13 protein-coding genes are annotated in these 12,504 nt (G+C 63.0%); 10 read left to right on the top strand and 3 right to left on the bottom strand.

What is annotated here, in order from left to right:
- Positions 1-8: 8 nt before the first annotated feature.
- The gene (locus RH950_RS20495) at positions 9-881 is read left to right on the top strand and encodes an amidohydrolase family protein (RefSeq protein ID WP_350059610.1); all 873 of its coding nucleotides are present in this window, start codon (positions 9-11) and stop codon (positions 879-881) included.
- A 1-nt stretch (position 882) separates the two neighbouring features.
- A complete protein-coding gene (locus RH950_RS20490; RefSeq protein WP_350059609.1) occupies positions 883-1,344 on the top strand; it encodes a DUF3237 domain-containing protein in 462 nt (153 codons plus the stop codon).
- 173 nt (positions 1,345-1,517) lie between these two features.
- Here RH950_RS20490 and RH950_RS20485 read toward each other — a convergent pair whose 3' ends face one another.
- On the bottom strand, positions 1,518-3,524 hold the full coding sequence (locus tag RH950_RS20485) for a HAMP domain-containing methyl-accepting chemotaxis protein (RefSeq protein WP_350059608.1): 2,007 nt from the start codon (positions 3,522-3,524) through the stop codon (positions 1,518-1,520).
- Between the two features lie 543 nt (positions 3,525-4,067).
- Between RH950_RS20485 and RH950_RS20480 the strand changes: the two genes are divergently transcribed.
- From RH950_RS20480 to RH950_RS20460, 5 genes are all read left to right on the top strand, one after another.
- Complete coding sequence (locus tag RH950_RS20480; RefSeq protein ID WP_350059607.1) at positions 4,068-4,262, top strand: PLDc N-terminal domain-containing protein; 195 nt, start codon at positions 4,068-4,070, stop codon at positions 4,260-4,262.
- A 13-nt stretch (positions 4,263-4,275) separates the two neighbouring features.
- Positions 4,276-5,406 (top strand): AI-2E family transporter, encoded by a 1,131-nt coding sequence (locus RH950_RS20475; protein WP_350059716.1) that lies wholly within the window; start codon positions 4,276-4,278, stop codon positions 5,404-5,406.
- A 228-nt stretch (positions 5,407-5,634) separates the two neighbouring features.
- Positions 5,635-6,537 (top strand): PRC-barrel domain-containing protein, encoded by a 903-nt coding sequence (locus RH950_RS20470; RefSeq protein ID WP_350059606.1) that lies wholly within the window; start codon positions 5,635-5,637, stop codon positions 6,535-6,537.
- A gap of 80 nt (positions 6,538-6,617) precedes the next feature.
- The gene (locus RH950_RS20465; RefSeq protein WP_350059605.1) at positions 6,618-6,950 is read left to right on the top strand and encodes an ElaB/YgaM/YqjD family protein; all 333 of its coding nucleotides are present in this window, start codon (positions 6,618-6,620) and stop codon (positions 6,948-6,950) included.
- Positions 6,951-6,952: 2 nt separating this feature from the next.
- Positions 6,953-7,396 carry a hypothetical protein gene (locus RH950_RS20460; RefSeq protein WP_350059604.1) on the top strand — a complete coding sequence of 148 codons (444 nt, stop codon included), beginning with the start codon at positions 6,953-6,955 and terminating at the stop codon, positions 7,394-7,396.
- Positions 7,397-7,438: 42 nt separating this feature from the next.
- Here the strand turns inward: RH950_RS20460 and argE are convergent, their stop codons facing one another.
- Both argE and RH950_RS20450 read right to left on the bottom strand, forming a co-directional pair.
- Positions 7,439-8,602, bottom strand: coding sequence for an acetylornithine deacetylase (argE, locus tag RH950_RS20455; protein WP_350059603.1), 1,164 nt, complete (start codon positions 8,600-8,602; stop codon positions 7,439-7,441).
- A gap of 9 nt (positions 8,603-8,611) precedes the next feature.
- Positions 8,612-9,805: a M24 family metallopeptidase gene (locus RH950_RS20450; protein WP_350059602.1), complete on the bottom strand. Its 1,194-nt coding sequence runs from the start codon at positions 9,803-9,805 to the stop codon at positions 8,612-8,614.
- 148 nt (positions 9,806-9,953) lie between these two features.
- On the opposite strand from RH950_RS20450, the gene eutB reads away from it, so the two are divergent.
- From eutB to RH950_RS20435, 3 genes are read left to right on the top strand one after another with little or no spacing between them, the layout of a single operon-like run.
- Positions 9,954-10,976 (top strand): hydroxyectoine utilization dehydratase EutB, encoded by a 1,023-nt coding sequence (gene eutB, locus RH950_RS20445; protein ID WP_350059601.1) that lies wholly within the window; start codon positions 9,954-9,956, stop codon positions 10,974-10,976.
- The gene (locus RH950_RS20440) at positions 10,969-11,958 is read left to right on the top strand and encodes a cyclodeaminase (RefSeq protein WP_350059600.1); all 990 of its coding nucleotides are present in this window, start codon (positions 10,969-10,971) and stop codon (positions 11,956-11,958) included. Before eutB ends, RH950_RS20440 begins: the two co-directional genes overlap by 8 nt.
- A gap of 2 nt (positions 11,959-11,960) precedes the next feature.
- Complete coding sequence (locus tag RH950_RS20435; protein WP_350059599.1) at positions 11,961-12,443, top strand: Lrp/AsnC family transcriptional regulator; 483 nt, start codon at positions 11,961-11,963, stop codon at positions 12,441-12,443.
- Positions 12,444-12,504 lie beyond the last annotated feature (61 nt).

Raw genomic sequence — 12,504 nt, 5'->3', positions numbered from 1 at the left:
AGACGAACATGGTAGATATTTCCAAGGTCCGGGCGATCGATATCCATACCCATGCCGAGGAGCCGTGCGGCTGCCACACGGATGACGGATATGACGATCTGCAGGCGACCATGGCGCAGTATTTCCGGGCGCCCTGGCAGCATCCGCCGACCGTGCCGGAGACCGCGCAGCATTATCGTGAGCAGAATATCGCCGCCGTGATTTTCCCGGTCGATGCGGAACGCGAGACCGGCTACCGGCGCTACAGGAACGAGGAAGTCGCCGAACTCGCGGCGGAGAATGACGACGTGCTCATCCCCTTCGCCTCCATCGACCCGTGGAAAGGCAAGATGGGCGTGCGCGAGGCCCGCCGGCTGATCCGGGATTTCGGCATCAAGGGTTTCAAGTTCCATCCGACCATGCAGGGCTTCTATCCGAACGACCGGATGGCCTATCCGCTCTACGAGGCCATCGAGGAGGAGGGTGGCATCGCGCTCTTCCATACCGGACAGACCGGCGTCGGCTCCGGCATGCCCGGCGGCAACGGCATGCGGCTGAAATATTCCAACCCGATGTACATGGATGACGTCGCTGTCGATTTTCCGGATCTGAAGATCATTCTGGCGCACCCGTCCTTCCCCTGGCAGGAGGAGGCGCTGGCCGTCGCCCAGCACAAGCCGAACGTCTATATCGACCTGTCCGGCTGGAGCCCGAAATATTTCCCGGAAATCCTGGTCCGCTACTGCAACTCGATCCTGCGGAAGAAGGTCCTGTTCGGCTCCGACTGGCCAATGATCACGCCGGAACGCTGGCTTGCGGATTTCGAGCAGATCAAGATCAAGGACGAGATCCGCCCCGATATCCTGAAGGGCAACGCGGCCCGCCTGCTCGGGTTCGCCTGAGATGCGCGCCGCGCCCGCCCTGCGTCCGGTCTGCACGCTGACGGTGGAGCTGAGTCCGGTCCGGGAGCTTGGCCGGGGCCGGGCGGGCAAGAAGCGCATCATTCCGATCACGGGCGGCCGCGTCGAGGGGCCGGAGCTGGCCGGCACCATCCTCGGCGTCGGGGCGGACTGGCAGACCGTTTACGACAATGGCTGCGCCTGGCTCGATGCCCGCTATGCCTTCGAGACGCCGGACGGCGCGTTGATCGAGGTGGTGAACCAGGGCTACCGGCACGGCCCGCCGGAGGTCCTGGCGCGGCTGGCCGAGGGTGAGCCCGTCGATCCCGAGGAATATTACATGCGGACCTCGGCCCGTCTGGAGACTGGCGATCCGCGTTACGACTGGGTCAACTGCACGCTTTTTCTCGGCTCCGGCACACGGCTTCCTTCCGCCGTGGAGATCGCGCTCTTCGCCGTGACCTGAGCCGGGCCAGTTCTAGACCATCCATGCCGGAAAAACAGATCTCGACCGGGGTGATCTGCTCGCCTCGGTTCATGCTTTTCAGGTTTCTGTCACTGGGTAGGGCGTGCGACGACGATCCTAGCCAGCGGAGTCAGGCTTGTTGCAAGCCTGACTCCGCTGTTGATTGTGGAATGTTATGCAGCTCGGACGTCGGTGAGGAACTTCTCGACCTGGGCCCGGAGCTGATCCGCCTTGACGTTCAGCTCGGCTGCCACGCCGGTTACCTCGGACGCTGCGCTGCCAGTTTCGCTGGCTGCCTGTGTGACCTCGGTGATGTTGGTCGTCACTTCCCGTGTACCGGCTGAGGCTTCTTCGACGTTTCTGGCGATCTCGCCCGTGGCGGCACCCTGCTCGTCAACGGCGGCGGCGATCGCCGTCGCAACCTCGTTGAGCTCACCGATCGTTGCGGCGATGCCCTCCATGGCATTCACGGCTGCATCCGTCTCGGACTGGACTCCACCGATCTGCCGCGAGATATCCTCGGTCGCCTTCGCCGTCTGGGTTGCCAAATTCTTCACTTCACTGGCCACCACGGCAAACCCCTTTCCGGCTTCTCCAGCGCGGGCCGCCTCAATCGTCGCGTTCAATGCCAGGAGATTGGTCTGTTCGGCGATGTCCGAGATCAGGTTGATCACATCACCGATTTGCTGTGCTGTTTTAGCCAGACCCTTGACCTGTTCGTTGGTCGCGTTGACCTGACTCACCGCCCGAGTTGACGTCTCGGATGAATGGGAAACCTGCCGGCCGATCTCGCTGATCGAAGAGGACAGTTCCTCTGCGGCGGTGGCAACCGTCTGCACGTTTGCGGAGGCCTGCTCGGCCGCCGCCGCGACTGCCGAGGCGCGACTGTTGGTCTGGTCGGCAATCTGGGACATGGACCCTGCCGTTGCTTCCATTTCGGTCGCGGACGACGTTAGGGCACCCAGTAGTTCCGAAATACCGGCATCGAAGTCCTGCGTCAGTTTCTCGATGACGCCCGCCCGTTCCTCGCGGGCCTTCGCCGCCGCCAGCTCGCGCTCCGCCAGCTCATCGTTCTCGATCATATTGTCCTTGAAGACCTGAACGGCGGCCGCCATGTCGCCGATCTCGTCCCGATGGTCCCGTCCGGGGATTTCCGACGCCTTGTCGCCCTCGGCAAGATTCTTCATCGAGGCGGTGATCATCACGATCGGACGCGAAATGCTGTTGCTGATCAGCCAGGCGGCGAGGGCACCGATAATGAGGCTGATGATCGAAACGGTGACGGTTGTTGTCACCGCATTCTGCATGTCGGCGCTTGCCTGGGGGCCCAGCGTGTCCTGCTCGGCCTTGATGTCGAGCTTGAGCTCTTCCATGTCCTGGGCAACTTTTGGCCCGATCATATCGAGTCTGTCTTCGATGATGCCGTTGCGAGCGGTGATTGTCTCGTCGACCTTCCTGAACGCGGTATCATAGGTTTTCTGAAGGGTGTCCACTTCCTCGGCCAATGCCCGGCGGGTCGGATCTTGCAGTTCCGCGAGCATAACTTTGTCGTTCTTCTGCATCTCCGCGCTTTCCTTGACCACGCGCTCGAAAGCCGCCTTGTCGTTTGTGACCAAATACTTGGTGGCATAAAGCCGCATCAGCAGCAGGTTCCGCTGCACCACCGCCGCAAGGAAAGCGGCCTTGGCATCCTGATCCTCATAAGCGCTTTGCATGATGGCGGTCAGTTTCTTCTCCATCTGTGGCCCGACCACGTCCAGCGTGCCGAAGACAAGCTCGTTCCGCACCGCCTGCAAGTCGGTCACCTCGGCGAAAGATCCAGCGTACGTCTTGAGAGAGTCGGCTGAACTGGCGATTAGGCCCTTCCTCTGCGGGCGCTCGACCATGCTCTCGAATTCGTCCTTGAGCGCGACTGTTTTGCCGACCCGCGTGTTCACCGTCTCGATACTTTTCGGACTGCCGTCAATGATGAAGTTCCTCACGGCGAGCCGCGCTTCCAGCAGGTTCGCCTGGACGCGGCCGGCCTGATTGCTCTGCAGGGCAATCGCCCGGTACCTGCTGAACACACGCTCAGCATCGCTGATGTTGGTCCAGGCGGTGAATGCAATTAGCAAGAGGAAGGCGAATATGATGGCAAATCCGCCATACATCTTGGTCGAGATTCTCACGTTCTTGAGCATGTTCGGGGATTCCAGAATTTGAATTAGGATGGACCGAGGTATTGATAGGGGGCGGATTGCTTTCTAAATCAAATTTTACCGATAATTTATGAAATACCGGTTAATGCGGAAAGGTATTGGGCCGTCCGTTTTGAAGAAAAATATAGCCAAGCCAAGAGGGTGAATTCAGTTTTAATTCCACGCTTTTTATTACGTGAGTGGTTTCTTGACAGTTTTCCTGCCGTCAGAACCCGGTCCGCCAGGGCTAGGTCACGTTCCGTGTGGCATAGAGCGCTTTTCCAGGAAGCTGACGCGCGGTGTTCGTGCCTCGGTCTTGTCCGATGCCGGACTGGCCCGTATTGATCGGACGGGTTCGGTGGTTCCGCCGACAGGCTGTGGACAGGCGATGTCGAAGAAGGACTAGGGCCCGGCTTCCGTCCGCCGTGGAGATCGCGCTCTTCGCCGTGACCTGAGCCTGTTCCCGGGACCCGTGGTCGGTATCCAGGGGAACCATCCGGGCATCGGCGCGTTGTTCCGGCAGAGTCAACAACGCGAGTCGAACCCATGGACCTCTTTTCCGGGCTTTTCGCCCTGATCATTCTGATCGCCGATATCTATGCGGTGATCCAGGTGCTTTCCAGCGGTGCCTCCGGCGTCAATAAACTGCTCTGGGCCCTGCTGATCATCGTTCTGCCGGTCATCGGCCTGATCATCTGGATGGTCGCCGGCCCGCGCAGTGCATCCGGGGTCAGGGTCTAGCCCCTTGGCGCATATGACAGAACCCGCCGACGCGGCGCGCGACAAGCACCGCTCCGAGACTGTTTCGCCGGCACGCCGCGCCCTCCGCCGGAGGGCGCGGCTGCGTGATGTCCAGTCATATGCGGTGATCGGTCTGTTCGTGCTTGCGGCGGGCTCGGCGCTCTATGTCGCCTCCGAGCTTTTCCTGCCGATCTTCCTGGCCCTGTTCCTCGGGGTCATTCTCTACCCTGCCGTCCGCACCATAGGCGCGATCGGCCTGCCTGACTGGTGCGGTGCCCTGGTCGTGGTTCTGACTCTTGTCGGCTTTGCGGGTCTCTCCCTGTTCCAGCTTTCCGACCCGGCCATGTACTGGCTCGACGCATTGCCCGAGATCGTCAGGAAGCTCGAAAGCGAGTTCTGGGGATTGCGGCAGTCCATCGAGGAAGCCTCGCAGGCGACCGAAAAGCTCAAGGACATGGCGGAGAACGGTTCCGGCGGCGGCAAAGAGAATGCCACGGTCGTGGTCGAGGGCCCGTCATTCCTGCGGCAGCTGGCCAATTATACCTGGCTGACAATGGCGCAGATCGTGATGACGCTCGGTCTGCTCTACATGCTGCTGGCGCAGGGGCGCCGGGCGGCACGGTCATTCGTCCGCCGGATCGACAACCGGTCGGACTTCGTCGCCTTCATGAGCGCGGTGCAGGAGAAATTCTCCACCTATGTGCGGGCGCTGACGGCCATCAATCTCTGTGTCGGCGCCCTGACCGCGCTGGCCATGCTGCTGCTCGGCCTGCCGAACCCGGTGATGTGGGGGCTGCTTGCCTTCTTCCTGAACTTCCTGCCGTTCGTCGGCCCGCTCGCCATGCTGGTGGTGCTGACGCTCGCCGGGCTCGCGAGCTTCGACACCTGGCTTGCCATTGCGTCCGTGCCGGCCGCCTTTGCGCTGATCAATGCGGTCGAATGCTATGCCGTCACGCCGGTGGTGATGGGGCGGACAATGACACTCAATCCGATCCTGATTTTCGTCTCCATGCTGTTCTGGACCTGGTGCTGGGGCATGCCCGGCGCCTTTCTGGCTGCGCCGATCGCGGTCTTCGCAAAGCTTGTCTATGACTTCGTACTGGGCCGGTCGCGCGAACGCTCGGGTGTGCAGTCTGATTCATAAAATGTTGCCGAAACAAAATAGAGAAAGAGGGGCGATATTATATCGCCCCTCTTTCATTTCTATTGAGTGATACTTTGTGGATTTATTCCAATTGTTTGATTTTTCCGAATTCGACAAATCTTTTTGGAACTTCCGTCGCGTGGCCGCGTTTCTTTGCTGAGGACGGCGCACGACCGTCGCTCCTTGGGAATGACCTCCAGGATTCTTCAGGTGAAGAGGAGAACAACCATGATCCGCAAGCTTCTTACGACGACCGCACTGAGCGCGACCATTGCCCTCGGCGGCCTGATGACCGCAAACGCTGCCGGTTCCGGCGCGACCGAGGGCACGGGTGTATTCGTGCTGCATTCCAGCGTATCCGGCGCGGCCGAAGCCACACCCTACCTGAAGCCGCAGACAGGCCAGATCCTGGCTTCCGTGCTGATCGGCAAGTCGGTTTATAGCTCCACGGCCAAGGATGCAGAGCCGATCGGCGATATCAACGACGTGGTCATGACCACCGGCGGCAATGTCGTGGCGGCCGTGATCGGTGTCGGCGGCGTGCTCGGCATCGGCGAGAAGGATGTCGCGATCGATATCGGCCGTCTGCAGTGGATTCCGGATGATGACAGCCGTCGCCTTGTGGCCAACGCGACCAAGGGAGAGCTGAAGAAGGCCCCGGACTTCGATCGGAGCACCTTCGATGATTACGCCACCCTTGGCTTCGCAGCTCCGACCATGAAAAAGATCGACGAGAGCTTCGCGTCCTTCAAGAAGCACTCCAAGGACGCGATCGTTTCACTGACCGGGGGTGACGAAACTCTTGTCGCGGTCGATCCGGCAAAGGTAGAGACTGAAGACCTTATCGGTGCCCGCGTCTATGGCGCGAACAACGAGGATATCGGCGAAATCGACAAGGTTCTGCGTGGTGCCGGTGATCGCGTCGAGGCCTATGTCGTGGATGTTGGCGGTTTCCTCGGCCTTGGCGAGAAGCCGATCGCGCTGGCGTCCCGTACCGGCCAGCTGATGAAGGCCGAATCCGACGGCGAGGTCGAGGTGCACGTGCCCTTCACCCTGGCCCAGCTGGAAGCCCATCCGGCCTATTCGGATGAGGATTACGGCATTGCGCCGGACGCCATCATCCTTCGCTAGCAGCTGACATTCTCATGACCTGAATGCCAGGGGGCGGCTTGCCGGCCCCTGCCTCCCACTCCAAAACAAAGGACATCACCATGGCTACCGCCCAGACAAAGACCGCAGCAAATGGTAGTGCTGCGAAACCCGACGACATCGAAGCCCAGCTCGCTGCCCTCCGCGCCGATCTTTCCGCGCTGGCCGACAGCGTGTCCGGCCTCGGCAAGAGCAAGGCCGGTGACCTGAAGCAGCGTGGCGACGATGCCGCCGCGAAGATCGCCGCGAATTCCTCCGCCGCCGCCAAGCGGGTGAAGGAGGATCTGGACCGGATAGAGGAGGGTGTGAGCACCAATGTCCGGGCCCGGCCGATCCGCTCGCTCGCAATCGCTGCCGGTATCGGCCTCGCGGTCGGCTATCTGGTTCGGCGCTAACCGTGCTTGACCGGCTCGTCTCCCACATCGCCAACATTGCCGCCTGGAATACCGGGCGGCTGGCGGCGCGGACGCGGCGCAACGCGGCCCTCTACGGTCTTGCCATCCTGTTTGGCCTGACCGCCTACGGGGCCGCCGTTGCCGCAGCCGGGATCTGGCTTGCCCAGCGCCTCGACCTGCTGGCGGCGCTCGGCATCCTGGTTCTCGTCTCCGGTGCCCTGGCGGTTCTGGTCTGGGCAGTCACGGCTGCGGTCAGCGCCCATGAGCGCCGGCACGAAGCGGAAATCCGGCGCCAGAGCCTGAATACGGTTTCCGCCGCGCTGACCATGGCCCCGGCCATAGGTCGCTCCAAACCCCTGCTGCTCGCACTGGCCGGTGCGGGCCTCGCTTATTTTGCTCTCAGCGGTAGTTCCGACGATGCCGGTGAAGGACAGGACGGCCGATGATCGAGCGCGTCGATACCTGCCGGGGATTGTGAGTCTTTGGACTCACACGGTCAGTTTGGCCGTCAGTTTATGCAGCATGACGAGGCACTGGTCGATCTGGTCGAGGGCGATGTATTCATCCGGCTTGTGGGCCTGCTCGATGGAGCCGGGACCGCAGACCACGGTGGAGATGCCAAGTTTCTGGAACAGGCCGGCCTCGGTGCCGAAGGCCACCAGATCCGCGCCGTTCGCACCGGTCAGCTCGGCGACGATCCTCAGGGCCTCGCTGTCCGGGACCGGCTCCAGCCCGTCGACTTCGCCGATGATCTCGGTGCTGATACCCGCATCCTTCGAGACCGCCCGCATTGCCGGGAGCAATTCGTCGTTAACATAGGCGGCGATTTCCCGCTTCACGAAATCCGCGTCGCCGTTCTGCACCGGGCGCATCTCCCAGTCGAGCTGGGCCAGACCTGGAATGACATTGTGGGCGACACCGCCTGACAGGCGGCCGATCTGCAGGCTCGTCCAGGGCGGATCGAAGCGCGATCCCCCGGGCGCCCGGCCTTTCAGAACTTCCCGCAACTCCATCAGCCTCGTGACATAGCGCACCGCGTATTCAACGGCATTCACACCGAGATCCGGTTGCGAGCCGTGCCCCTCGAGCCCGCTGAAGGTCACGGTATATTCGCAGCAGCCCTTGTGGCCCTCGATGATCCGCATCTCCGTCGGCTCGCCGATGACGCAGACCGCCGGTTTGAATGGCAGCAGGGCAAGTTCGTGCATCAGTGCCCGGGCGCCGAGACAGCCGACCTCCTCGTCATAGGTGAAGGCGAAATGCACCGGGCGCCGAAGGTCGCTTTTCGCATAGTGCGGTGCCATCGCCAGTGAAGCCGCGATGAAGCCTTTCATGTCGCAGGTACCGCGCCCGTAGGCCCGTCCGTCCGCGGTGCGCATGTCGAACGGATCGCTGGACCAGGCCTGGTCGGTCACCGGGACCACATCGCTGTGACCGGACAGCACGATGCCGCCATCCACTTCCGGGCCGATGGTGGCGAAGAGATTGGCCTTTGTCCCGTGCGGGTCCCGGAATGTATGCACGCTGGCGCCGAGCCTGCCGAGATAGTCCGCCGCATAGTCGATCAGCGCCAGATTGCTGTCGGCGGAAACGGTCGGGAAGCCGATCAGGTCGGACAGGATCTGGAGCGTGGTCTCGCGGCTCGGATGCATTTTCGGCCCTTATTCCTTCACGAACAGCTTGCGCTCGACATTGGCCAGGCATTCCGCCGGGCCGGCCTCGGTGATCCGCAGGGTCTCGGTGATCTCCAGCCCCCAGTCATCCATCCACAGCGCCGGCATGAAGTGGAAGGTCATGTTCGGCAGCAGCACGGTATTGTCGCTCGGCCGGATGGACATGGTGCGCTCGCCCCAGTCCGGCGGATAGCTGAGCCCGATCGGATAGCCGCAGCGGCCCTCGCGCTTGACCCCGTGCTTCTCCAGCACCTTGTAGAAGGCGCGGGCAATGTCTCCCGCCGTGTTGCCGGCGCGGGCGGCCTCGATGCCGTCCGTGATGCCCTCGAGCACGACTTCCTCGGCCCGCAGCATGTCGATCGGCGGGGTGCCGAGATGGATCGTGCGGCAGAGCGGGGCGTGATAATGCCGGTAGCAGCCGGCGATCTCGAAGAAGGTGGCCTGGTCCGGCTCCAGCTCGGTGTCGTCCCAGGTCAGGTGCGCCGCGCTGGCATCCTTGCCGGTCGGCAGCAGCGGCACGATGGCCGGGTAGTCCCCGCCGAAGCTGCCCTCGTCATCCTCTCCGCCCATCAGGCCGGTGCGGTAAATCTCCGCCACCAGCTCGTTCTTGCGCAGGCCGGGGCGCATCAGCTCGTAGATGGCCGCATGCATCTTCTCGACGATATGGGCGGCCCGGCGCATGTATTTCAGCTCCGTCGCGGATTTTACGCCGCGCTGCCAGTTCACCAGCCCGGTGGCATCCTCAATGGCACCTTCATGGTTCTTCGACAGCACGCTGTGGGCCCGGGCGGAGTAGTAGTAGTTTTCCATCTCGACGCCGAGGGTGTGGTTGCCCCAGCCTCGTTCGGCGATCGCGGTGGCGAGATCCTCCATCGCATGGCTGTCGGCGGCCATGACGTAATCGTCCGAATAGCCGCGGATATTGTCCACCGTCATGTAGCAGGTGCGCATGGCGCCCTTGGCGTCCATCCCCCGGCCCCAGAAGATGGGCTCTCCCTCGGGGCCGACGATCACGCCCTGATGCACATAGAACGACCAGCCGTCATAGCCGGTCAGCCAGGCCATGTTGGACGGATCGGAGATGAACAGGACCTCGATTCCGGCTTTCGCCATCGCCGTCCGGACCTTGACCAGCCGCTCGATATATTCTTCGCGGGTAAACGGGAGTTTGACGTCGGGCATCGGGCGAAGTCCACTGATCGGGTTATAGAATTCGGCGGGTCCGGCGATTGAGCATCAATCGGGGCGGTTTGACAATTCCTGTCACATGTGGCCGATGCTGAACCGGACAGAAAGAACAAACTCGCCTCAGACCGAAGGAAATTTGCCCGTGACGACATCGCCCGCAGAACTCTCGCTTGAGACTGTCGCGGCGGCGCGCAAGGCGATTGCCGGCACGGCGCTGGAAACGCCGCTGGTGCCGTCGCCCTTTCTCTCCGCGCTGGCCGGGACGGAAGTGTTGCTCAAGCTGGAGATCGCCCAGCCGATCGGCGCCTTCAAGATCCGCGGTGCGGCCAACGCAATCTCGATCCTGCCCGGCGACTGCCCGGGCGTGACCTGCTGCTCGACCGGCAATCACGGGCGCGGCGTCGCCTATGCCGCCATGGCACGCGGGTTGCGGGCGGTGGTTTGCATGTCGGCGCTGGTGCCGGACGCCAAGGTCGAGGGCATTCGCGCACTGGGCGCGGAAGTCCGGATCATCGGTCATTCGCAGGACGAGGCGGCTGAAGAGAGCCGGCGGCTTGTCGCGGAGGAGGGGCTGGCCGAAATCCCGCCCTTCGACGATCCGCTGGTGATCGCGGGCCAGGGCACCATCGGGCTGGAGCTGCTGGACAGCCGCCCGGATCTTGAGACCCTGCTGATCCCACTGTCCGGTGGCGGTCTGGCGGCCGGAATCGCGCTGGCGGCGAAGGCGCGCAAACCGGGCATCCGGGTGATTGGCATTTCCATGGACCGGGGCGCGGCAATGTATGAGTCGCTGCAGGCGGGCCGGAATGTCGCGGTCGAGGAAGTGCCGAGCCTGGCGGATTCCCTCGGCGGCGGTCTCGGCATCGATAACCGGCTGACCCTGCCGCTATGCCGGGAGCTGATCGACGATACCGTGCTGGTCAGCGAAGCGGAGATTTACCGGGCCATGCAATGCCATTACTACGAGGACAGGATCGTCTGCGAGGGTGGCTCCGCCGTCGGCGCGGCGGCCCTGCTGGCCGGCAAGCTGCCGGATGTGACGGGACCCGTGGCGACGATCATTACCGGGCGCAATCTGGATATGAACATGCATGCGGATATCATGGCCGGGCGGAGTGTCCGTCTTGGTGATCTCACGCTCGAAGGAAAGCCTTACCATGCCTGATATCCGCATTCTCACCGAAACCGATCTGCGTGCGCTGGCGACGCTTGATCTGGAAACTGTCGATGTCATCGAGAGCGCCTTCCGGGCATTGGCCAGCGGCGATGTGGTCATGCCGCCGATTCTTTCCATGGAGATCCCGGCGGCGAATGGCGAGGTCGATGTCAAAACCGCCTACATCCCGGGCTTCGACGGGTTTGCCATCAAGGTCAGCCCGGGGTTCTTCGACAATCCGGCGCTGGGCCTGCCGAGCCTGAACGGGTTGATGATCCTGTTCTCGGCCAAGACCGGGCTTGTGGATGCGCTGCTGCTGGATAACGGCTATCTGACGGATATTCGCACCGCCGCCGCCGGCGCTGTCGCCGCCCGGCACCTGGCGCCCAAGGTGCACACGGCCGGGGTGTTCGGCACCGGCGTGCAGGCCCGCCTGCAGATCGAGGCGGCGCATCTCGTCCGCCCGTTCAATCGGGTGCTGGTCTGGGGGCGGGACCCGGCGCATGCGAAGAAATGCGCTGCCGATCTGGCGGAAAAGCTCGGCATCGAGGCCCGCGTCGAGACCGATCCCGCCCGGCTTGTCGCCGACAGCCAGCTCGTTGTCACCACCACGCCGGCGCGGGCTCCGGTCCTGCAGGCGGACTGGCTGCATCCGGGGCTGCATATCACCGCCATGGGATCGGACCAGCCGGGCAAGGTGGAGATCGATCCGAAGGTGTTCCGCCGGGTGGATGCCTATGTGCCGGACCGGCTCAGCCAGTGCCGGGTCCAGGGCGAGCTGCGGGCCGCCATCGAGGCCGGTTTGGTCGATGCGGACAAGGTGTTCCCGGAGCTGGGCGACATTGTCGCCGGGCAGGCGCCCGGCCGGAAATCGGCGTCGGACATCACCTTTGCGGATCTGACGGGCACCGGCGCCCAGGACACGGCAATCGCCACCCATGTGGTTGCCCTGGCGGTTCAGGCCGGGGCCGGCAGCCGGATCGCCTCCTGACCATGGCGCTGAAGCTCGATGCCCGGGATGTGAGGATCCTTGCCATCCTTCAGGAAGAGGGCCGGATTTCGAAATCCGATCTGGCGCGGCGGGTGAACCTGTCGAACACGCCGTGCTGGGAGCGGCTGCAGCGGCTTGAGGCGGCGGGCATCGTGCGGGGCTACGGCGCGCGGATCGCGCTGGAGCTGTTCGCCGAGCATGTCACCGTCTTCGTGACGGCGGAGCTCGAGAATCATCGGACCGAGGATTTCGCCCGGTTCGAGGAAATTGTCGGAGGTGAGCCGGAAATCATCGGCTGCTGGGCCCTTGGCGGCGGGCTCGATTACCTGTTTCAGGTCGTGACCGGCAGCGTCACCACCTACCAGCGGCTGATCGACCGGTTGCTGGAGAGCGAGGCCGGACTGAAGCGCTATTACAGCTATATCGTCACCAAGGAAGTGAAGGCGGGCGCCGCCATTCCGGTGGAGCTGTTTGCCGGTGACTGACCGGCAGGTAAATCGTCCGGTGCGCGTGTCCTTCATCCGAAAAATCCTCTGCCAAAGCGAT

Source organism: Nisaea sp. (genome assembly GCF_040217065.1).
Classification (GTDB): domain Bacteria; phylum Pseudomonadota; class Alphaproteobacteria; order Thalassobaculales; family Thalassobaculaceae; genus Nisaea.
The sequence above is the reverse complement of the archived record's forward strand: the minus strand, read 5'-3'. Positions and strand labels throughout refer to the sequence as shown.

What these genes read in the sequence shown, in the direction of transcription:
- RH950_RS20495 (WP_350059610.1), top strand. Translation starts at nt 9, where the DNA reads ATGGTAGATATTTCCAAGGTCCGGGCGATCGATATCCATACCCATGCC.
- RH950_RS20490 (WP_350059609.1), top strand. Translation starts at nt 883, where the DNA reads ATGCGCGCCGCGCCCGCCCTGCGTCCGGTCTGCACGCTGACGGTGGAG.
- RH950_RS20485 (WP_350059608.1), bottom strand. Translation starts at nt 3,524, where the DNA reads ATGCTCAAGAACGTGAGAATCTCGACCAAGATGTATGGCGGATTTGCC.
- RH950_RS20480 (WP_350059607.1), top strand. Translation starts at nt 4,068, where the DNA reads ATGGACCTCTTTTCCGGGCTTTTCGCCCTGATCATTCTGATCGCCGAT.
- RH950_RS20475 (WP_350059716.1), top strand. Translation starts at nt 4,276, where the DNA reads ATGACAGAACCCGCCGACGCGGCGCGCGACAAGCACCGCTCCGAGACT.
- RH950_RS20470 (WP_350059606.1), top strand. Translation starts at nt 5,635, where the DNA reads ATGATCCGCAAGCTTCTTACGACGACCGCACTGAGCGCGACCATTGCC.
- RH950_RS20465 (WP_350059605.1), top strand. Translation starts at nt 6,618, where the DNA reads ATGGCTACCGCCCAGACAAAGACCGCAGCAAATGGTAGTGCTGCGAAA.
- argE (WP_350059603.1), bottom strand. Translation starts at nt 8,602, where the DNA reads ATGCATCCGAGCCGCGAGACCACGCTCCAGATCCTGTCCGACCTGATC.
- RH950_RS20450 (WP_350059602.1), bottom strand. Translation starts at nt 9,805, where the DNA reads ATGCCCGACGTCAAACTCCCGTTTACCCGCGAAGAATATATCGAGCGG.
- RH950_RS20440 (WP_350059600.1), top strand. Translation starts at nt 10,969, where the DNA reads ATGCCTGATATCCGCATTCTCACCGAAACCGATCTGCGTGCGCTGGCG.
- RH950_RS20435 (WP_350059599.1), top strand. Translation starts at nt 11,961, where the DNA reads ATGGCGCTGAAGCTCGATGCCCGGGATGTGAGGATCCTTGCCATCCTT.